This window comes from Limosilactobacillus portuensis (genome assembly GCF_028607025.1).
Classification (GTDB): Bacteria; Bacillota; Bacilli; order Lactobacillales; family Lactobacillaceae; genus Limosilactobacillus; species Limosilactobacillus portuensis.
In genome coordinates this window covers 1,476,025-1,492,701 of record NZ_CP117296.1, presented here as the reverse complement: position 1 = coordinate 1,492,701, position 16,677 = coordinate 1,476,025, and the positions used below count along the sequence as shown (strand labels likewise).

The 16,677-nt window shown below is 38.5% G+C and carries 35 protein-coding genes; 31 read left to right on the top strand and 4 right to left on the bottom strand.

The genetic code is table 11. The features are described from left to right. Window position 1 precedes the first annotated feature (1 nt). Window positions 2–127 carry a hypothetical protein gene (locus tag PRK60_RS07725; RefSeq protein ID WP_273645919.1) on the top strand — a complete coding sequence of 42 codons (126 nt, stop codon included), beginning with the start codon at window positions 2–4 and terminating at the stop codon, window positions 125–127. Here the strand turns inward: PRK60_RS07725 and PRK60_RS07720 are convergent. Then, window positions 117–365, bottom strand: coding sequence for a hypothetical protein (locus tag PRK60_RS07720; protein WP_273645918.1), 249 nt, complete (start codon window positions 363–365; stop codon window positions 117–119). The genes PRK60_RS07725 and PRK60_RS07720 overlap by 11 nt on opposite strands. 48 nt (window positions 366–413) lie before the next feature. On the opposite strand from PRK60_RS07720, the gene PRK60_RS07715 reads away from it, so the two are divergent. Then, a complete protein-coding gene (locus PRK60_RS07715) occupies window positions 414–689 on the top strand; it encodes a hypothetical protein (protein ID WP_148444600.1) in 276 nt (91 codons plus the stop codon). Here the strand turns inward: PRK60_RS07715 and PRK60_RS07710 are convergent. After that, the gene (locus PRK60_RS07710) at window positions 664–879 is read right to left on the bottom strand and encodes a hypothetical protein (protein WP_251951141.1); all 216 of its coding nucleotides are present in this window, start codon (window positions 877–879) and stop codon (window positions 664–666) included. The two genes, PRK60_RS07715 and PRK60_RS07710, sit on opposite strands and share 26 nt — an antisense overlap. A gap of 51 nt (window positions 880–930) precedes the next feature. Between PRK60_RS07710 and PRK60_RS07705 the strand changes: the two genes are divergently transcribed. Continuing rightward, window positions 931–1,266: a DUF771 domain-containing protein gene (locus PRK60_RS07705; RefSeq protein WP_273645829.1), complete on the top strand. Its 336-nt coding sequence runs from the start codon at window positions 931–933 to the stop codon at window positions 1,264–1,266. Window positions 1,267–1,610: 344 nt separating this feature from the next. On the opposite strand, the gene PRK60_RS07700 is transcribed toward PRK60_RS07705, so the two are convergent. Continuing rightward, window positions 1,611–1,820 carry a hypothetical protein gene (locus PRK60_RS07700; RefSeq protein ID WP_148444598.1) on the bottom strand — a complete coding sequence of 70 codons (210 nt, stop codon included), beginning with the start codon at window positions 1,818–1,820 and terminating at the stop codon, window positions 1,611–1,613. A gap of 63 nt (window positions 1,821–1,883) precedes the next feature. Between PRK60_RS07700 and PRK60_RS07695 the strand changes: the two genes are divergently transcribed. From PRK60_RS07695 to PRK60_RS07645, 11 genes are read left to right on the top strand one after another with little or no spacing between them, the layout of a single operon-like run. Next, complete coding sequence (locus PRK60_RS07695; RefSeq protein WP_273645828.1) at window positions 1,884–2,075, top strand: hypothetical protein; 192 nt, start codon at window positions 1,884–1,886, stop codon at window positions 2,073–2,075. A 32-nt stretch (window positions 2,076–2,107) separates the two neighbouring features. After that, window positions 2,108–2,317, top strand: a complete 210-nt coding sequence (locus PRK60_RS07690) for a hypothetical protein (RefSeq protein WP_273645827.1) — start codon at window positions 2,108–2,110, stop codon at window positions 2,315–2,317. Further along, window positions 2,317–2,445: a hypothetical protein gene (locus tag PRK60_RS07685; RefSeq protein WP_273645826.1), complete on the top strand. Its 129-nt coding sequence runs from the start codon at window positions 2,317–2,319 to the stop codon at window positions 2,443–2,445. The genes PRK60_RS07690 and PRK60_RS07685 overlap by 1 nt, the downstream gene beginning before the upstream one ends. Then, window positions 2,445–2,939: a host-nuclease inhibitor Gam family protein gene (locus PRK60_RS07680; protein WP_273645825.1), complete on the top strand. Its 495-nt coding sequence runs from the start codon at window positions 2,445–2,447 to the stop codon at window positions 2,937–2,939. The genes PRK60_RS07685 and PRK60_RS07680 overlap by 1 nt, the downstream gene beginning before the upstream one ends. A gap of 10 nt (window positions 2,940–2,949) precedes the next feature. Then, window positions 2,950–3,630, top strand: a complete 681-nt coding sequence (locus tag PRK60_RS07675) for an AAA family ATPase (RefSeq protein ID WP_273645824.1) — start codon at window positions 2,950–2,952, stop codon at window positions 3,628–3,630. Between the two features lie 2 nt (window positions 3,631–3,632). Continuing rightward, entirely contained in the window at window positions 3,633–4,208 is a 576-nt protein-coding gene (locus tag PRK60_RS07670; protein ID WP_273645823.1) for a DUF669 domain-containing protein, read from the top strand. Window positions 4,209–4,218: 10 nt separating this feature from the next. Further along, a complete protein-coding gene (locus PRK60_RS07665) occupies window positions 4,219–4,902 on the top strand; it encodes a putative HNHc nuclease (protein ID WP_273645822.1) in 684 nt (227 codons plus the stop codon). Window positions 4,903–4,913: 11 nt separating this feature from the next. Next, window positions 4,914–5,807 carry a DnaD domain protein gene (locus PRK60_RS07660; RefSeq protein ID WP_273645821.1) on the top strand — a complete coding sequence of 298 codons (894 nt, stop codon included), beginning with the start codon at window positions 4,914–4,916 and terminating at the stop codon, window positions 5,805–5,807. Window positions 5,808–5,817: 10 nt separating this feature from the next. Beyond that, window positions 5,818–6,129: a hypothetical protein gene (locus PRK60_RS07655; protein ID WP_273645820.1), complete on the top strand. Its 312-nt coding sequence runs from the start codon at window positions 5,818–5,820 to the stop codon at window positions 6,127–6,129. After that, a complete protein-coding gene (locus PRK60_RS07650) occupies window positions 6,119–6,289 on the top strand; it encodes a hypothetical protein (RefSeq protein ID WP_273645819.1) in 171 nt (56 codons plus the stop codon). The genes PRK60_RS07655 and PRK60_RS07650 overlap by 11 nt, the downstream gene beginning before the upstream one ends. Beyond that, entirely contained in the window at window positions 6,286–6,525 is a 240-nt protein-coding gene (locus tag PRK60_RS07645; RefSeq protein ID WP_273645917.1) for a hypothetical protein, read from the top strand. The genes PRK60_RS07650 and PRK60_RS07645 overlap by 4 nt, the downstream gene beginning before the upstream one ends. A gap of 96 nt (window positions 6,526–6,621) precedes the next feature. On the opposite strand, the gene PRK60_RS07640 is transcribed toward PRK60_RS07645, so the two are convergent. Beyond that, window positions 6,622–6,804 (bottom strand): YegP family protein, encoded by a 183-nt coding sequence (locus PRK60_RS07640; RefSeq protein WP_269295885.1) that lies wholly within the window; start codon window positions 6,802–6,804, stop codon window positions 6,622–6,624. Between the two features lie 125 nt (window positions 6,805–6,929). Between PRK60_RS07640 and PRK60_RS07635 the strand changes: the two genes are divergently transcribed. The 17 genes from PRK60_RS07635 to PRK60_RS07555 all read left to right on the top strand — a co-directional run bounded on the left by PRK60_RS07635 (window position 6,930) and on the right by PRK60_RS07555 (window position 16,677). Then, window positions 6,930–7,133 (top strand): helix-turn-helix domain-containing protein, encoded by a 204-nt coding sequence (locus PRK60_RS07635; RefSeq protein ID WP_316243097.1) that lies wholly within the window; start codon window positions 6,930–6,932, stop codon window positions 7,131–7,133. After that, a complete protein-coding gene (locus PRK60_RS07630) occupies window positions 7,102–7,275 on the top strand; it encodes a hypothetical protein (RefSeq protein WP_273645916.1) in 174 nt (57 codons plus the stop codon). The genes PRK60_RS07635 and PRK60_RS07630 overlap by 32 nt, the downstream gene beginning before the upstream one ends. 2 nt (window positions 7,276–7,277) lie before the next feature. Continuing rightward, entirely contained in the window at window positions 7,278–7,754 is a 477-nt protein-coding gene (locus PRK60_RS07625; protein WP_273645915.1) for a hypothetical protein, read from the top strand. A gap of 275 nt (window positions 7,755–8,029) precedes the next feature. Continuing rightward, window positions 8,030–8,494, top strand: coding sequence for a hypothetical protein (locus tag PRK60_RS07620; protein ID WP_273645914.1), 465 nt, complete (start codon window positions 8,030–8,032; stop codon window positions 8,492–8,494). Window positions 8,495–8,496: 2 nt separating this feature from the next. Beyond that, the gene (locus PRK60_RS07615; RefSeq protein WP_273645913.1) at window positions 8,497–8,673 is read left to right on the top strand and encodes a hypothetical protein; all 177 of its coding nucleotides are present in this window, start codon (window positions 8,497–8,499) and stop codon (window positions 8,671–8,673) included. Continuing rightward, window positions 8,673–8,825, top strand: a complete 153-nt coding sequence (locus PRK60_RS07610) for a hypothetical protein (RefSeq protein WP_178695927.1) — start codon at window positions 8,673–8,675, stop codon at window positions 8,823–8,825. The genes PRK60_RS07615 and PRK60_RS07610 overlap by 1 nt, the downstream gene beginning before the upstream one ends. Then, window positions 8,825–9,097 (top strand): hypothetical protein, encoded by a 273-nt coding sequence (locus PRK60_RS07605; RefSeq protein ID WP_178695925.1) that lies wholly within the window; start codon window positions 8,825–8,827, stop codon window positions 9,095–9,097. Before PRK60_RS07610 ends, PRK60_RS07605 begins: the two co-directional genes overlap by 1 nt. Beyond that, the gene (locus PRK60_RS07600) at window positions 9,097–9,453 is read left to right on the top strand and encodes a hypothetical protein (protein WP_178695923.1); all 357 of its coding nucleotides are present in this window, start codon (window positions 9,097–9,099) and stop codon (window positions 9,451–9,453) included. Before PRK60_RS07605 ends, PRK60_RS07600 begins: the two co-directional genes overlap by 1 nt. Window positions 9,454–9,567: 114 nt before the next feature. Beyond that, window positions 9,568–9,993, top strand: a complete 426-nt coding sequence (locus tag PRK60_RS07595; RefSeq protein ID WP_178695921.1) for a RusA family crossover junction endodeoxyribonuclease — start codon at window positions 9,568–9,570, stop codon at window positions 9,991–9,993. After that, window positions 9,972–10,166 carry a hypothetical protein gene (locus PRK60_RS07590; protein WP_178695920.1) on the top strand — a complete coding sequence of 65 codons (195 nt, stop codon included), beginning with the start codon at window positions 9,972–9,974 and terminating at the stop codon, window positions 10,164–10,166. The genes PRK60_RS07595 and PRK60_RS07590 overlap by 22 nt, the downstream gene beginning before the upstream one ends. 100 nt (window positions 10,167–10,266) lie before the next feature. Next, on the top strand, window positions 10,267–10,629 hold the full coding sequence (locus PRK60_RS07585) for a hypothetical protein (RefSeq protein WP_273645912.1): 363 nt from the start codon (window positions 10,267–10,269) through the stop codon (window positions 10,627–10,629). Between the two features lie 89 nt (window positions 10,630–10,718). Next, window positions 10,719–11,165: a hypothetical protein gene (locus tag PRK60_RS07580; RefSeq protein ID WP_273645911.1), complete on the top strand. Its 447-nt coding sequence runs from the start codon at window positions 10,719–10,721 to the stop codon at window positions 11,163–11,165. A gap of 1,098 nt (window positions 11,166–12,263) precedes the next feature. Then, entirely contained in the window at window positions 12,264–12,917 is a 654-nt protein-coding gene (locus PRK60_RS07575) for a hypothetical protein (protein ID WP_273645910.1), read from the top strand. Between the two features lie 45 nt (window positions 12,918–12,962). Next, window positions 12,963–13,139: a hypothetical protein gene (locus tag PRK60_RS07570; RefSeq protein WP_273645909.1), complete on the top strand. Its 177-nt coding sequence runs from the start codon at window positions 12,963–12,965 to the stop codon at window positions 13,137–13,139. A gap of 181 nt (window positions 13,140–13,320) precedes the next feature. Then, window positions 13,321–13,815, top strand: a complete 495-nt coding sequence (locus PRK60_RS07565) for a phBC6A51 family helix-turn-helix protein (protein ID WP_273645908.1) — start codon at window positions 13,321–13,323, stop codon at window positions 13,813–13,815. Then, complete coding sequence (locus PRK60_RS07560) at window positions 13,793–15,103, top strand: PBSX family phage terminase large subunit (RefSeq protein WP_273645907.1); 1,311 nt, start codon at window positions 13,793–13,795, stop codon at window positions 15,101–15,103. The genes PRK60_RS07565 and PRK60_RS07560 overlap by 23 nt, the downstream gene beginning before the upstream one ends. Before the next feature lie 68 nt (window positions 15,104–15,171). After that, the gene (locus PRK60_RS07555) at window positions 15,172–16,677 is read left to right on the top strand and encodes a phage portal protein (protein ID WP_273645906.1); all 1,506 of its coding nucleotides are present in this window, start codon (window positions 15,172–15,174) and stop codon (window positions 16,675–16,677) included.

Sequence of the window (16,677 nt, the reverse complement as noted above, 5' to 3'; positions counted from 1 at the left end):
AATGAATACAGAGATTATTGAACTCAAGCAAAGAATGGTACTTGAACTTCTAGAAGAAGAGTTAAAAACAAAAAGCTTGATTAAGAAAGCTATCTTAATCAAGCTGTATTTAATGCTTAGTCGTTAGTTTCTTCAATAAACTCAATTGCTAAAAGTTCTGAGCTTTTTAAAACCATTGTAGAATGTCTTATTTTGTCACTAAAGCTATTACCATAACAATGAAGAGCTATTGTCTCTGAACTATCAACGTTTAGTTTACTGGGTTGGACCTCATTTTGTCCCACAGTAATCTTGAAAATATTCGCAACATCTAATGGTTGGTCAATTGGATTGTTCTTGAAGAAAATATGTGCACGAAAACTCAAAATATCACCACCTTTCTAGGTGATTATAGCAAATCAAGGAGACAACGAATGAAGCCTATTAGATTACAAATAAAAAAACGAATAACCAGTCAAAATGATTGTGGCTATTCGTTTGAATCAGCGGTATACATTAACGGTCAAAAATTAGGACATGGTGTTACTAGCTTGAAACTTGATATGCCAGCTGGAGCCAAGCCTAAATTAACGATTGAATGCGTACCAGATGAAATTGATATAGACATGCCTGTTGAGGAAGTTACGGTAAGCCTAGACGGAAAAACGGTAGCTAAAGGCTCATTTAACTCTTCAAAGCACGACCAATAATTTCACTCAACTGTCTTTTCAATTCTATATTGATGTACTTAGACAATTCCTTAGTACAAGAGTCGGCTGTGGAATTAATAAGAGTTGTTGGGTTGGTCATGTCGATCTTAATGTTGTCTCTATCCAACTCTTTAAGAGCGGTTTGGCAAGCTGATTCCATCAATGGACGTAATTCTATATTTAAATTCAATTTAATCACCTCCTATCGAGATGATTATAGCAAAAGAAAGGAGTTGATCAGATGGCACAGTTGAGTATTCCCATTCCAGATGAGCAAATTAATTCTGCTGTGCATGAGGTAGTAGAAAAAATGAATCTCGTACCGAAGAGTGATTTGCAAGGAATTACCTGGACAATGGACGAGTTTCGTAAGAAGTGTTGTGGCGGCAAGTCACCAACTTGGGTACGGACATTCATTTTTGACGAGTTTCCTGAAACAGACTATGCAAATGGTGGTTGGTGCTTGGCACCACATAAAACTGATGGCATCAAAGGAACTACTATTTTTGCTTACGAAGCTACCCGGTGGATGGAAAAACATAAATATGACATCGACTGGGAAGCTAAAACAGCATAAGGAGGTAATCATGACACAGATAGTATTTTTTGCAGCAGTAGCAATCGCAATGCTGATTGTGCTGGGTAATTCGTTTCAAGAGGTAAAGAAAAAAGCCACCTCGAAAGGAGATGACTAAATGACAGCATGGATACTGTTTTTTCAACTAATAACGTTAGCAGCATCATTAATTGGATTGTATTTCAACCTAAAGGAATGAGGAAACAAATGATTAAAAATAGCTCAATTAAATGTGCTTTAGAAACTTATGAATCATTAAAAAAGAACAATTTTACCGATAGGCAAATCAGTAAAATTGCTCAAATAATCTTAGCTCTCACTATCAACGATAAGAGCTGGCCTAATTAAAAGTCTTTCTTTTCAAGTGACTTCAAGAAACCATTGTAAGCACGCTGATAGTAATCGGTAATAGCATCACATCCATCTGCATTACCTGACACGGCTTTTTCCCACATTTCAAATGAAAAGCCTTGTCCGTCAGCACTTAAATGATTAATACCATGACTAAGCATCAGCATTGCCAAATCATGAGCACGTTGTTCTTTATCAGTCATACAATTCACCTCCTTTCATAGGAGATGAGTTAAGCATATCACATTGAAAGGAGGTAAGAAGTCATGATTAACGAAGTTCTGCACTCACGGTTGATAGCATTCGCACTTGGAGCGTGGATGGTTTACTGCGGTTCAATCGGTGCATATGACGGGGCATTATTTATCCCAATGATTTATGCGCTGCTACTGCTACTCAATCACATGGATCAAAAAAAGAGCACTCGTTCCGCAAAAACGAATGCTCAAAATAAGTAATAAATCAAATATAGATTCGAGGTTAATTATAGATGGAAAACATTTTGAATGCAATTAAAGATATGCCATTAAAGGCTGCTTACTACATGGGTAAGCGTGACGCTTATCGGAAAGAGTTAGCTGATGAGCTTGCTCTAGCTAAGGTTAAGACTACTCCAACTCAGATCGGACGCATCAAAGTTTATTACCTTCTAGCAGATTCTTTTGATGAGCGATTTGCTGAAGAAATGGGGTGGATCTAGTGAATAACATTAATTGGGATAAGTGGTTTGAGGACGATAGTGAGTCCATGTCTAATTGTCCTTGGATTGACCATACACCATATGACGATGGTACTTACTACGGTGACGAAGACGAGGAGGAAGACTAATGGAAACAACCGATTATGCACTCGATGAAGCGGCGGCTATTAATCTTCGCCTGCGTGAATATCGAGCTAACAAGAAGAAACTTGAAGCAATTGATGAGTCCGAACGCTCTGAACTGCAAGAAGTTAAGCAGTTTTATGACTACAAGCGGAATCAGCTTGAAGAAGATAATGAACGGCTTAAACAAGAACTACTTGGGTTTATTGATACCGAGAATGGTCAAACATCAGTGACTACCTCAATGGGGAATGTTCAAGCACGGACCACAAAGGATAGCTGGAAGTGGGGAAGTAAAAGCATCCAACAGAAAGCGATGAAGTCATTACCGAGTGAACTACTTAAAACTGTAACTGAATTAGATAAGCCAAAAATCAAGGAAGCAACCACTATTACCGATGATGGCAAGGTGGTACTGAATGATACCGGAGAAATTATTAATGGCTTATTTGGTATCAAGGGTGGTCAAAAACAAGTAGTCATTCGATTGGACAAGTGAGGTGTTCATCATGAAGTTCTATAAAGCTGGAGAAATTCCAGAAGTTCCACACATGTACTTTATTTATGGAGATGGTGGAACAGGTAAGACAAGCCTGTTTAAACAATTTCAAGGTAAGAAGATTTTATTTAGTTTTGACCGCTCAACCAATCCATTACGAGGTCAGAAAGATACAGACTTCATGGTCATTGAAGAACAAGATTTTGCTAATGTTCAAAATTTAGTAACTGGTTTTATTCAAAGAGTTATTAATAGCGGTGATTACGATGCAATTGCATTAGACAACGTTAGTTCACTGCAAAATATTGTACTGGATAACATTGACCATGCCTCGAAAGATAATCGACAAAACTATCAAAAGTTGCAGTTGTGGTTCCGTCAGTTAGCAACTATGTTGCGAGAAAGCAATATGACAATATTCGCAACGGCACACCAAATAGATAATGGTGCAGGAGGTCTTACCGGAGCAGGACGCTATGGCGCCGATATGAACGAGAAAACGTTTAATGCCTTTACTAGCGTATTTGATTTCGTTGGACGCTTGTACGTTGAAGATGACCAGCGCTGGATTGATTGCAACCCAGAGAGCGGTAATCACGGTAAAAATCGAATTGATGAACGAAAGAAGTTTCGTGCGGAAGAATTAATCGAACCTAAACAAGAAGAACCAAAAGAAAAAGGAGCTGCTTAATCATGGATAACCAACCAGTATTATTTATAACTAATCATAGAAATGTTTTCGGATCACAGGTACCAGATGAAGCTGGTATTTATAACGTTTCTGTTTCACCACAATCAATCGCAAAAAATTCTAGCAATAATAATCCAATGGCTTCAATGAATTATGTGGTGCTTGACGGAACACAAAAGGGTAAACGTATTTTTGACCGATTAACTTGGACTGCTAATACTCAAGAGAATCATGACTTATCAGTTAAGCGATTTAATACTGCGATGATGGCAGCAGGCTTTCAAGACGGAATTAAAATTCATTCTATTCCAGAATTTGTTCAACAAATGACTAATCAACGGCTTGCTGTTGAAACTGAATGGCAAAGAAGTGATAACGGCAACTATTATTTGAATGTTAAGAGCTACCAGCAGTTGCTTGCTAACGGTAGTCAACCTAATGGTATCAAGAGACCTCAAAGCAATAATCAAAACAATAAATTTGGTAATAGCAACTACAACAATAATCAAAGTCAAGCACAATCATACGGTGGTGACGGTGCACCAATTGATATTGATGACAGTCAACTACCGTTCTAAGGACTGACAAATGATGGAAACAGGGTCAGCTTGGATTCAAAAGGGCTACGGAATAATTAAATATGATGTTGAACCTAACTGGGAACACATCGCAACAATTAATGATGGCAACCTTCAAGGTGTCCCTGTTGAAGTTAACTATGTGGACCCGAGAAGAGCAAGGCCACGTCAAAGACGACTCTATTATGCGTTGCTTGGCGACATCATTAATTGGTCCGGTGAGGCTAAGGATTACCTTGATGAATATTTCCACAATCTTTACTGGGAAAAAACATGTGGTCAAGAAATTAGTTTAAGTAATAACACAACCAATACGGTCAGTGACGCTAAAAGAATGATTGATTATGTGATTGATTTTATCTTCGACAATGAGGTTCCGGTTAAACAGGGCTATGAATTATTGCCGAGAAACGAAGAACACTTCCAGTATCAAAGCGTAATGCATAAGAGCTGTTTAATTTGCGGACAGCATGCAGATGTTCACCATATCGACACGGTAGGCATGGGAAGAGATCAAACAAAGGTGGATCATACTAAGCACCGAGTAATGGCACTATGTAGGATTCACCATACCGAATATCACAAAATTGGTCCTAGTGAGTTCTGCAAGAAGTATCACTTAACTAAACCTGGTATCAAGTTAAGTGAGGAAGATTTAAAGAAACTAGGTATCAAAGGAAACTATAACGAATAGGAGGTGAAGTCATGAATTACCTGAGCATCAGTATCAATTTTGCACGACAGATTCCAATGCTAAATCCCACAACAGGAGAAATTGCGCTGTTTCATGCCCTCTTGGATTTAAAAAATATTGATATGAATTTCAAAGACAAAACAGGCAAGAAAAAATCTTGGGCGGATGGCTTTGATCCAACAAGTGCAACCTTACAACTATACAGTGGCTTATCAGCCAATGGAATAGTAAAGGCACGTGAAAAACTGAAAGCTCTAGGGTTGATTGATTTCAAATCCAGAGGACGAAGAAAATCCACTGTTTACAAGCTGTTAGACCTTAGTAGTGATAAGAGTGCATTTAACAGTAGTGTTAATAGTAGTGATAACAGTAGTGATATTAGTGGGGATAACAGTAGTGATAACAGTGTGCCCCTTAATAAAACTAAACAAGACAAAACTAAACAAAATAATAAAGTGTTAAGTGACGCACGCGATGAAAAATCAATTTCAGATGTTTTTAATCTCTGGGAGTCAAATTGGGGATTTCCAAACGGAATTGCTCAACAAGATTTAACCGAGTGGACTAACCAGTTTGGCGCTGACTTAGTAATACATGCGATTACTTTTGCACTACGGCGAAATATTAACTCTAAGGGCGCCGATCGCTACCTAGCCAGAACGTTTGAACGTTACCAGCAAGAAGGGATAACCACCGTTGAACAGGCTGAAAAAAGAGAAAATCAGCATCAACAACAGGCTAGTCGTGAATACGGGGCTAGGTCGTTCAACAAGCCAAAAAGGCGTGAACCAATACCAGAGTGGATGCGAAAAGACCTTGAGGATAAGTCCAAACAAAATCCTGATCCACGTATTCAGCATGGCTATGTAATGCCAGATGACAGCATGGATCCAATACCAAAGTGAGGTGGAACAAATGATAACAGCAGCTAGAAGAAAATGGGCTTCCACGATTAAGCAACTAGAAGTTTTACCCGAAGATAAATTCATTGGCGATGATGGTGTCGTTTACTACAAAGCTAGTGGGTCTGTTAAGTCTAACCTGCGTGTAGCTGTGTATTATCTTGGGTGCCTTGACGAACGAGGTGAAGAATACCAAGTGCCGTTTGACCGAAAGAAGTTTGAAAGCTTGTTGAGTGAGCCTGTTGGGAAAAAAAAGCTCGATGAAGCAATCAGGATTAAGCATGAGTGCGCCAAGATGGCTAGGAGAAATGCGTATGAAGTTTGAACGACTGAAAGCCCTGTACGAAGCTGGAGCTAACGTACACTACAAAGGCAAGTTGTGTGAGATTATTGGCATTAATTACTTGAATCATACCGTACAAGTTGCAGAGGTGGACCAGATGTTTCCGGATATTTACGAAGTGAAAGCGAGTGAGCTGGATTGAACTTTAAAGGTTTGAAAATGACACTAACTCACCTTGGTGTGGCAGTAACCCAGTTAAACAACTACAAGATGCGCTTTGTCGGCAAAGGATTTGCTGGTGAATGTGAGCTGTTAGGTAGTCAACGTGAGTACACAAAGCTGGTACGGATAGGTGTTAACAGTGATTATGAGCATGACCAGTTAGTAAGAGTGCAGGAATTAATAGCCGAATGGCAACGGGGAAGTGAACTTGAATAATGGATTTGAACAAAAAAGAGCTAGAGAAGATTGTTCAGCAACTTGAAGAACAGGCAGCTGAAAATCTAACTCTAGCAAATAGAATCAAACGTATTATTAATACTTTGTAACATCAATAACCATTGTATCGGGATTAATACCACGCTTAATTGAATTGATAGTACGCTCGGCCGATTCTTTGTAGTAGTAGGTTTCACTAGTAGCAACTACTTCATGATTATCAGATTTAATTAAGAAATAGTATTGACCATTGGTCGCTTTTTGAATAGAGAAATACATTATTTAATTCACCTCACTTGTGACTGAATTGCAATTAATTGTTTATTCAAAAGGAGTTTTTATTATTAATTGCGAAAATAACTATACCACATTATTTTGTGGTTAAAAAGAGGATTGATAGCTATATGTTGTGGGAATTAGTGCAAAAACAATTAGACAAACAATCAATGTCGATATATCGTTTGTCAAAGTTAACGGGAATATTAGATAACACCCTTTACTCGTATAGCAGAGGAATATCAGAACCCAGTTTTACAAACATGGTCAAGATAGCTGATGTATTAGGTGTTAGCTTAGATGAGTTTAGGAGTGATGAAACGAATGGATAGTGTGTTGTATGCGGTGCTGTGGTTTGCGATTACGCTGATTACAGTAACGACGATGAAGTTTGCTGGTGGCTGGGTAATTTTGCCAGTGGCGTTAGTGATTATCTTAGCGTTCATTGCAGGACGAATGAGAGAGGGATGGTAAAAATGAAGATTAACAAACTTGTCAAGGAAATAAACAGTTCTTTCTTGGATTTAAAAGCAATTAAAAGAGATGACGGAATCTTAATAAGCTCCAGTAATGACGATGAACTTCTATTGGTGCCTGAAAAAGCCACTAATTTTATGGATGTATATTTCTACGTTGATAATCAAGGAAAGTATTTCGCAAACGCTGATCGTGAGAAGCTATCAGCACTGATTGAAGAGTTCCTTGAAACACCTGTTAAGGAACGTTTCCCAGAAAAGAAGTACCGCCTAGTTGCCATTCCTGGTTCTTTTGAGCTAACAGGAACATATCCTACAAAGTATGTTGCACGGATTAAAGAAAGTATGGATAGTTTCTCTTTTGTTTATGGTGAACCAACTATTTTTTTAGAAAAAGATCTAAAGGACATTGAAAAGAGGTATCCAAACATTGCTCCTGCAATTGATGCAATGAAGGAACCGGTGGAGGACGAATGAGAGAGGGATGGTAAAAATGTACCTGTATATGTTTCAGTCAAAGGATTACGTCCGTGATGATTGCGTAGAAGAGTACATGGTAGCTGCTAACACGAAGAAAGAAGCTGTCAAAAAGTTTAGGGAAATTTTGAAAGAGAACAACGCCATTCTAAATTTCAAAGTACAGACGTATAGACCTGATTGGTGGAATGTATATCGCTATCCAATCGAAAATCTGGAATTAATGCGATTTGGCGGTGAAACGACAATGCCGTGTAAGATCTGGAGGGACGCAAATGAAAATTGATGAATTTATTAATAAAGCAAATCATAATGATGAAATAGTAGTAAATCGTTGCGATAGCTTAATTCGTGTTTATGATAACGAAAATGATTTATTGTTTAGAATCCCACTTGATGCAACGAATTTCCTAGGAATAGATTGGTTTACCTCTGCTAATGACTTCATTAGCAAGGAAACTAGTAAGTATCTATCAGAATTAATTGAAGAGTTCTTTAAAACACCAATTGAGGATCGTGCTATTGAAAAGAGGTATCGTCTAGTGGCTAAGCGCAAAATTGACCAAATGCCTAAATACGTTAAAAAAATAATTACAGGATTTGATGAATTTATTATTGATTTCACTAATCTAAAAAGTGAAGCAATGCAGTATAACGATAGCGATTTAAAAGTGCTTGTGGAACGTGAGCCATTATTAGCACCTGCAATTGACGCAATGAAGGAACCGGTGGAGGAATAACAATGACTAAGATTCACTTGACGGATGGGCAAACAATTACGATTACTGCTGACTTCGATGAAGTTATGAAAGGCTTTAATACTAGTAGATGGCTAAGACCACAATTTTTGCTCATAGAAGCGTCTGAAAAGAAAATATTACTCAATTATGATTGCGTTGCTTGCGTGGAGGACGACTGATGAGAATTGATTTAGATGAACATTACTGCATTGTGCTTAATCAGTGGGGAAATCCTGTCCTAGTTAAGCACGGAAAAGAGTTTGAGCTTGATTTAGCTATTAATGGTCCAGTCGAACCAGAAGACTATGCAGAGGAGATGCTATTGAACTAATGCTACACAAATACAAAAAAACAGCCTTAATTGAAGCTGAACAGTTTGATGGGTCGGATGAAATGATTAAAAAGTGGTGTATTCACGATATTAAATCAGACGGTGATTATGTTAGTGTTCAAAACTTAATTAGTCGCTATTGGTATACAAAACCCTCAAGTTCAGTTGAACATCAAATTCACGTTGGAGATTGGATTGTTGGTAGACCACCGTTTCCAAGCTATGCAATTGCAGATGATGTATTTCGATCAACTTACGAGAGGTGCGACTGATGAATGATATTCAATATTTTGCTAAGGAAAAGGGTAGTTCAGAATCTGCTAAGCTGATTGGTTGGTCCGCCGGCAAGCCATCATCAGTACCTGTTAAAGGATTACTACACTATAAGCCAAGCAACTATTATCCAATGGTTGAGTTTGACTTATATTATCGAAGACATCCTGGAAGACAAAAAGAAGCAAGAGCTTTTCTTTTAGGCTATGCACGAGTAAGTGGAATTAAGCGAACCCGTAGGCGTGGGATTGAACGTGCTAGATGGATGGGGATGACTCAATTAGAGAAGCGAAGAGTTTCCATGATGAGGAGAATAGTTAAAGTGTTCGCTTCGGTTAACGGTTATAGGAGATAGAGAATGAGCATATATGACTTACTAGCAATCACAGTAACCGGGAGCGCTTGGCTTCGTGCTGGGAGTGGTAACAACGATTAAGGTTGACGATACGCATGAAAGGATTAATCGCAAGTGAAACTAGTATTCGAGATTGAACCAGTTGAACAAGCACGACCACGAGCAACCAGAATGGGGCGAGGTATTCGCTTGTATGACCCTAAGAAGGTGTCAGTGTACAAAAAGCAGTTAGCGATGATGTGCCAGTTTCAATACAAACAAGCGCCGTTAACTGGTCCGCTCAAGGTTGAATTGAACTTCTTTCGTCATGTGCAATCGAGCCTATCAAAAAAAGAGCGTGCATTGCGCTTGTCAGGTAGCCACAGACCTGTTGTAAAGCCCGACACGGATAATTACATTAAATCTACTTTGGATGGCTTAAATGGGCTTCTGTGGGAAGACGATAATCAGATAGTCGACCTAGTAGCACATAAGTATTATTCAGACAAACCACGAGTAGAAATTGAGGTGAAGAAAGCATGTTGTATTCACAAGCAGTAAAGGCGTTGAAAGAACAAACACCGGTTTATTGTATGGGCCGTAAGTATCGAATTACTGCTAATAAAGTTAAAGGCCGTTATCACGTATTTGAAATTGAGCCGATTGGGCCACGGGCTAATCAATACGAAGCAGTAAAAGTTAGTGCTGATTCATTAGAAAACACACCAGACTAGGAGAAATTATGAAATCAAAGAAAAAGAAACAAAAAAGCCGTCTCCGGAAGAAACGGGAACGGCGGAAAGAAAATGAATTGAAGCGACAGGAGAAAAGTAAATGAAACATGAGGCAGAACAACAATTATTAAAGACGTTAAATGGGCAATTAAGCGAATTACCTTCCGTTGCTAAAACGATGGTTCAGCAGTATCAAATGTCGGCGATAGTTTTATCGGTATTGTGTGGCATTTTATTTATTACGTGTTTAGTAGCTACGATATGGTTATCAATTTACTTTTTTAAAAAGTCCGAAAAGCAAACATTCTCTGATAGAATGCATGAGCCTGATTATTCAATTGCATGTATGAGCACATCAATGATTGGCGGGGCTCTTAGTTTAGTTATGTTGGGGTGCTTGGTTGTTAATGTTATTCATGCTTGTGCACCAATTGCTTCACTGATAAGCAATTTATTTAGTTAGAAACTAAAAAGACGCTCTACCGTGAGAGCGCCCTTGAGATATTAATTAAAGCAAATCAATTATATCACAAGAGACGAGGGGTGTAGAGCGTGGTTGACAGCGTATTTGGTAATTTGGATAAAGAAGCCACTAAGGAAGCATTCAAGGAGTATCTAAGAGAATGGAAAAAGTACAAGCTTAAGGCAATGCAACGGTTCCCAGGTTTGAAGTCGCCTAGTATGGACGGACAACCGAACGATGGGACGCCACATGATCCGGACCAGAAGTTCGTTAACCACGCTGAAGCCGTTTATCAGTACAAGACAAGAATCAAGTGCTGTGAGGTATTGATGAGCGTGGGAGAGGAAGAAGAAATCTTAGGCGATATTTTGCTTCACCGCTTTATTAAGAACTGGTCAGCAATTAGAACAATGAATTACATTAATGAGCGGTACAACACCTATATGGACGATAGACAGTACAGAAGACTGCAAGATCAAGCGTTATGGGAAGGTGCGTTGATGTGTCCTGATGACTCAGTTCGTGTCATAAAATGAAGTTGTCCGGTTTTTGTCCGGAATTTGCCGGCATTTGACCGGTTTCGCCTTAAAAACAGCCGTATTATGGTATTGTTCAAAAAATTAATTGAACTCACAATTACCAAATACATGTGACCCGAGCACGAATGACTTCAGCATTCATGTCCTTAAACTGCTTAATAATACGACTTTATTGACTTTGGCAGAGGAGTAGACGAGTTACTACCAGCAACTCAGGGTCTCTCTGTTAAGCGTAGGTAGTGTGTAACGGTAATCAAGCCGGAGATAGGTGCAAATCCTATAATGCACATTGAGACTAGCATGTACTAATGCCATACACATTTTGATGACGTAAAGAAACACTTCCTTTGTTTTTATGTATACCGGCTCTGCTAGTCTCACGGTAGCCGTGCTGTTATCAGCAGAAGAGTACGTAATCTAACTCAACGGCTAGAAGATTACAATTATTCAGAACACTAACGTCCGTTACAGGAGTAGGCGGAAAACTACGACCGGGTGCGGTAGTTAATTAGTTCTGATTATGTGAATGCGTGAAAGTAGACACCAAGCGACAACGCTTGTGGGGGCAGTTCCCAGTGTTCACTTTGGAAGGCAATATATATCTGGAGGTGAAGCTAGCACCTCACTTGTCTTATGCCTTCCATATTGAAGCACAATAAATTAAAGGAGATGTTAAGCCTCCTCTTTTAATGTTTAACAGTGCTTCAAGCAGAGAGATAGAGATGACACTCAATTCAATTTAAAGGAGTTGATAGTCACCTGCTTTTCACAAACTCTCTGTCGCTAACGTTCTCTGGTGAGAGCACAGGTGGAAATTTTATGCGATTCAACGGAAGCCTGCGCATGAAGTCCGGTTCGATTCCGGCTCTTAGCATAGTAAGCAATCATTAAGAATAACTACTATATTTTTAGACACGTCAACTCGATTGCTTACGAGCTTCAGCAAGCACCACAAAATATATTGATAATCATATATTGGTGTGAATGCAACACGTTTGCTGGAGCGTGTCTGGTGTGGAAAGCCGGGCACACATATACATCACCCAAGCCTAGTCAAATGACTGGGCTTTTTGTATTATGTTATCGGTGATGTTTATGAAAAACAAAATTAAAATAATGGTACTTTCCGGATTATTAATTGGAGGTACAGTAATTATGATGTGGCTAAAAGAAAATATTGGTTACATCCTATGCTGGTGCATAGTGATTGCGATGCTTTCATTTATGTGGTTGCCAGAGATAAAATCGCTAACCACAAAATGGTTTGGTGTTACAAAGAAGTTAACAGAAGTAGAAGTTCAGTATAAAGAATTCAAAGAAACAATTTATCCATTGCTTGAGATTACTCTTGGTCAAACAGATTCGGCAGGATATTTAAATATAGGTCCAAAATCAGAAATATTAGCCGACTTTGTTACTAGAGTGGAGGTATTAATAAAGAGTGGTAGATACGACAATGCAAAATTAATTCCTCTATTAGACGGTGCTAAAGGCCAAACCTTATCTGCATTTGGATCGGAACTCGATATTATTACTAAGGATGTCGAGGGATTACCTAAACCAAGCTCCTATATTCATACAGGATTAATATCAGATTATTCTAAAAAAAGTTACTTAGATAACGATAATGTATACGTTGATTTTCAAGGATTAAATGAAATCGATAATAAAATACCGAATGGTGTACAGAAAAAACGATATGAAGATAGATTAAGCGAATTAACTGAGTTTTATAATAATAATTTCTAATAACAAGTCAGCCTAGCGCTGGCTTTTTTGTTTGGAGGAATACATATGAGCCAAGAAGAACTTGCTAAAGGTATTATGGCAATCTGCAAAGTGTTTCAAAACTTAGCAGTAGAGACAAGCCGAAAAAGAGAAGGGCAAGAAGTCGAAAAAGCTCTTCAAAGTACAATCAACAAAAAGAAGAAAGCACATGATGAATTTCATAAGTTTGTGAGGTCATTATGATGTATCAAACTAAACGATTTGGCTTGGTGGCATCTAAGCAAGAATACATGATGCTATGTCGAGCTGATAGACATATGAAGCAAAAGAAAAAGCTGACAGGTCAACGCTTACTAGCTTTTAAAGTACATAAAAATAAATAGCAAATGTTTTTACGATTAGAAAGGTGGTGTGGCGATATGCCATGAAAAAATTGGACAAAATTGGACAATCTGGTCCTTTTTATCAATTGGACAAACGTCGTAGAAAAGCCGTTAGATTGCTATTTGAAGACGAATTAACGGACGAACAAATTGCTGAAGCTGTCCAACGGCGTAGATCCACACTAGATAATTGGAAAAACGATGAATTATTTAAGGCGGCTCAACAACAATATAACCATTTGGTCGTCAAAAGAAGCTTTGAAAGTAGGGCATTAAAGAAACTTGTTGATTTGCTAGAAGCTAAGTCGGAGATGGTTCAGCTTCAAGCTGCCAACTCAATTTTGAAGCTTTCTGGTATGTTGTCAGATAATAGTACACCAGAGTTAGATAAAGCCAAGATTCGCAAGGCTAATGCTGAGGCAGATATTGCAGAACGTAAGGCTGAACAATTGAGTAATGATGTAACCGATGACTTAACAATCAATATAGTTAGAAATGATAGGAGCATAGAAAATGAAGAAGCAAATAACAATTAATGCTGACAACATGATATGCCCTCATTTTGATCGGATACTGTTTTCTCATTGCTTAAATAAGGTTCTAAAAGGCGGACGTGGATCTACTAAGTCTTCTGTAATTAGTATTCAATTAGTGATGGATTTTTTACAGGATTCACAAGCTAACGTTTTAATTATGCGTAAGGTTGCCAATACGATTGAGTTGTCAGTTTATGAACAGATTAAATGGGCCATTTACATGTTGCATGTAGATAGCCTTTTTGAGTTCAAAAAATCACCATATCGAATTGTTGATAAACGCAACGGAACGGCTTTCTATTTTAGTGGGGTTGATGACCCGCAGAAATTAAAGTCAATGATGATTGCTAAGGGATATGTACGTTATCTTTGGTTTGAAGAATTAGCTGAGTTTGATTCTTGGCAAGAGGTTGATATGGTACGAGCTTCGTTTACTCGTAAACAACTACCACCTGGCGCTCATGTTGTTACATATTACAGCTACAACCCACCTAAAAATCCTTATGAATGGATTAACGAATGGGTTACACAACGAGAAGGAATACCTAATTGGCTTGTCGATCATTCTACATATAAGGACGTCACGCTTCCCAACATCTTGTCACAAGATTATATTGATGAAATCAATACCGTTAAGCAAAATAATTATGACTATTACCGTTGGATGTATCTTGGGGAAGTTATTGGGCTTGGAACAAATATCTATAACATGGATAACTTCCAAGCTATAGATAAGTTGCCAGATGATGACTACATCACTAATGTTTATTATTCTGTTGATACAGGGCATGAAGTTTCGGCAACTACTTGTGGTGCTTATGGATTAACTAAAAAGGGTAATTTGATACTGCTCGACACCTACTATTACAGTCCACAAGGTAAATCACATAAAAAGCCACCTAGCGAGCTTTCTAAGGACTTGAAGTCATTTATTGATAAAGTTACTGAATGGATAGGAAAACAGCCTACACGTATGACTATCGACTCAGCAGAAGGGGCGTTAGACAATCAGTTCTACAATGATTATGGTATTCACTGGCATAAAGTTAATAAGCTAAAAAAGGTAGATATGATTGACCGAGTGCAAGATTTACTAGCACAAGGTCGTTTTTATTATCTGAAACGTCCTGAAAATGAAATCTTTATTGCTGAACATCAAAAGTACCAGTGGGATGAGAATACGTTACAAAGTGACGATCCCAAAGTCATTAAGGAAGATGACCACACGTGTGATATGTTCCAATACGTTGTACGTGACAACGAACGTGACCTTGGGCTGAAGTGGTAGGAGGTGACACAATGAGCTTTCTAACAACACTGAAGAATCTTATATGGAAAGGAGGCGCTAAGCTAGGTATGACTAAGAGCTTAACTAAAATCACTGATGATGAACGAGTGGCAATCGCTGAATCAGAGTACACCCGTATTCAAGAAGCTAAAAAGTATTATCGTGATGATTTACCGGTTATCTGGTACCGAAATAGTTACGGACATAAGCGACACCGTAAAATGAATACGCTAAACATCACTAAGTTATCAGCTAAACGATTAGCTTCAATCATCTTTAATGAACAATGTGAAATATCGTTAAAGGATCATGCTAATGATGAATTACTTAGCCAGATTATCGACGACAATCATTTCAATCTGCAATTTGAGCAGCATTTGGAAACAGGTGTTGCACTAGGTGGATTAGCCGCACGTCCTTATGTTGACGACCAAGATAATATTCGTATTGCCTGGGCTAATGCGGATCAGTTTTATCCACTACATAGCAACACTGACAATATTAGTGAATGTGTTTTTGCCAGTCGTTCAGCTCGAACCGAGAATAAGCAATTAGTTTATTACACCTTATTAGAGTTCCACCAATGGCTAGACACCAATACCTACCAGATTACTAACGAATTGTATCGCTCGACTGAACGAGATGTTGTCGGTCAATCTGTACCGCTTAGCACCCTCTATCCAAAGATGCAGCCAACCATCACCTTTAATAACGGGATTATTAAAAAGCCTTTGTTTGCTTACTTCCGTACACCGGGAGCAAATAACAAAGACCTAGATAGTCCGCTTGGAATGGGGATTGTTGATAACTCAAAGAATATCATCAATGCAATTAATACTACCCACGATGAGTTTGTGCATGAAATTAAAATGGGCAAGCGTCGTATTGCGGTCCCTGCTGAAATGCTAAGACCGGGTAATAAGTTCGGTAATACTACTAATGATGATGAAACACACCCGTTAATGTTTGATCCCGACATGGATGTGTATGAACAGTTCTATGGGGATGCTGACAGCATGAATATTACCGATTTAACTAGTGATATTCGAACTCAGCAATATAAAGAAGCTATTGATTACTTCTTACGTGAGTTTGAAGAACAGACTGGATTTAGTGCCGGAACATTTTCATTTGATGGTCAGTCGGTTAAAACCGCTACTGAAATTGTTAGTGAGAACTCAACCACTTACCAAACTCGTTCAAGTTACTTGACCCAAGTTGAGTTATTTCTTAATCAGTTAGTTACGGCCATTTTAGAAGTTGCTAGTACACCAGAGTTCTTCAGCGATGGTCAAGCAAGATGCAAGTTTAATGCTGATGATGAATTAGGATTAAGCGTTCATTTTGACGATGGCGTTTTCGTTGATAAAGATAAGCAACAAACCAACGACTTAGCACTTGTTGCGGCTGGTGTTATGCCTAAATTGCAGTTCTTGATTCGTAACGAGGGACTAAGCGAAGAGGATGCTCAACAATGGCTTCAACAAGTTCAAAAGGAGCAACCAGAGTATACGCCTAACAGTTTTGAAGAGAATAGGGGACCAGATGGTGACGATGATGTAGGAGCTGATTAA

Bases quoted from the DNA above. Each gene is read 5' to 3' on its own strand.
- PRK60_RS07675 (WP_273645824.1), top strand. From the start codon at position 2,950: ATGAAGTTCTATAAAGCTGGAGAAATTCCAGAAGTTCCACACATGTAC.
- PRK60_RS07680 (WP_273645825.1), top strand. From the start codon at position 2,445: ATGGAAACAACCGATTATGCACTCGATGAAGCGGCGGCTATTAATCTT.
- PRK60_RS07705 (WP_273645829.1), top strand. From the start codon at position 931: ATGGCACAGTTGAGTATTCCCATTCCAGATGAGCAAATTAATTCTGCT.
- PRK60_RS07585 (WP_273645912.1), top strand. From the start codon at position 10,267: ATGAAACATGAGGCAGAACAACAATTATTAAAGACGTTAAATGGGCAA.
- PRK60_RS07630 (WP_273645916.1), top strand. From the start codon at position 7,102: ATGAGTTTAGGAGTGATGAAACGAATGGATAGTGTGTTGTATGCGGTG.
- PRK60_RS07615 (WP_273645913.1), top strand. From the start codon at position 8,497: ATGACTAAGATTCACTTGACGGATGGGCAAACAATTACGATTACTGCT.
- PRK60_RS07715 (WP_148444600.1), top strand. From the start codon at position 414: ATGAAGCCTATTAGATTACAAATAAAAAAACGAATAACCAGTCAAAAT.
- PRK60_RS07565 (WP_273645908.1), top strand. From the start codon at position 13,321: ATGAAAAAATTGGACAAAATTGGACAATCTGGTCCTTTTTATCAATTG.
- PRK60_RS07695 (WP_273645828.1), top strand. From the start codon at position 1,884: ATGATTAACGAAGTTCTGCACTCACGGTTGATAGCATTCGCACTTGGA.
- PRK60_RS07640 (WP_269295885.1), bottom strand. From the start codon at position 6,804: ATGTATTTCTCTATTCAAAAAGCGACCAATGGTCAATACTATTTCTTA.
- PRK60_RS07700 (WP_148444598.1), bottom strand. From the start codon at position 1,820: ATGACTGATAAAGAACAACGTGCTCATGATTTGGCAATGCTGATGCTT.
- PRK60_RS07600 (WP_178695923.1), top strand. From the start codon at position 9,097: ATGAATGATATTCAATATTTTGCTAAGGAAAAGGGTAGTTCAGAATCT.
- PRK60_RS07670 (WP_273645823.1), top strand. From the start codon at position 3,633: ATGGATAACCAACCAGTATTATTTATAACTAATCATAGAAATGTTTTC.
- PRK60_RS07660 (WP_273645821.1), top strand. From the start codon at position 4,914: ATGAATTACCTGAGCATCAGTATCAATTTTGCACGACAGATTCCAATG.
- PRK60_RS07590 (WP_178695920.1), top strand. From the start codon at position 9,972: ATGTTGTATTCACAAGCAGTAAAGGCGTTGAAAGAACAAACACCGGTT.
- PRK60_RS07570 (WP_273645909.1), top strand. From the start codon at position 12,963: ATGAGCCAAGAAGAACTTGCTAAAGGTATTATGGCAATCTGCAAAGTG.
- PRK60_RS07605 (WP_178695925.1), top strand. From the start codon at position 8,825: ATGCTACACAAATACAAAAAAACAGCCTTAATTGAAGCTGAACAGTTT.
- PRK60_RS07650 (WP_273645819.1), top strand. From the start codon at position 6,119: ATGAAGTTTGAACGACTGAAAGCCCTGTACGAAGCTGGAGCTAACGTA.
- PRK60_RS07620 (WP_273645914.1), top strand. From the start codon at position 8,030: ATGAAAATTGATGAATTTATTAATAAAGCAAATCATAATGATGAAATA.
- PRK60_RS07635 (WP_316243097.1), top strand. From the start codon at position 6,930: ATGTTGTGGGAATTAGTGCAAAAACAATTAGACAAACAATCAATGTCG.
- PRK60_RS07575 (WP_273645910.1), top strand. From the start codon at position 12,264: ATGAAAAACAAAATTAAAATAATGGTACTTTCCGGATTATTAATTGGA.
- PRK60_RS07665 (WP_273645822.1), top strand. From the start codon at position 4,219: ATGATGGAAACAGGGTCAGCTTGGATTCAAAAGGGCTACGGAATAATT.
- PRK60_RS07610 (WP_178695927.1), top strand. From the start codon at position 8,673: ATGAGAATTGATTTAGATGAACATTACTGCATTGTGCTTAATCAGTGG.
- PRK60_RS07725 (WP_273645919.1), top strand. From the start codon at position 2: ATGAATACAGAGATTATTGAACTCAAGCAAAGAATGGTACTTGAACTT.
- PRK60_RS07625 (WP_273645915.1), top strand. From the start codon at position 7,278: ATGAAGATTAACAAACTTGTCAAGGAAATAAACAGTTCTTTCTTGGAT.
- PRK60_RS07655 (WP_273645820.1), top strand. From the start codon at position 5,818: ATGATAACAGCAGCTAGAAGAAAATGGGCTTCCACGATTAAGCAACTA.
- PRK60_RS07690 (WP_273645827.1), top strand. From the start codon at position 2,108: ATGGAAAACATTTTGAATGCAATTAAAGATATGCCATTAAAGGCTGCT.
- PRK60_RS07555 (WP_273645906.1), top strand. From the start codon at position 15,172: ATGACTAAGAGCTTAACTAAAATCACTGATGATGAACGAGTGGCAATC.
- PRK60_RS07560 (WP_273645907.1), top strand. From the start codon at position 13,793: ATGAAGAAGCAAATAACAATTAATGCTGACAACATGATATGCCCTCAT.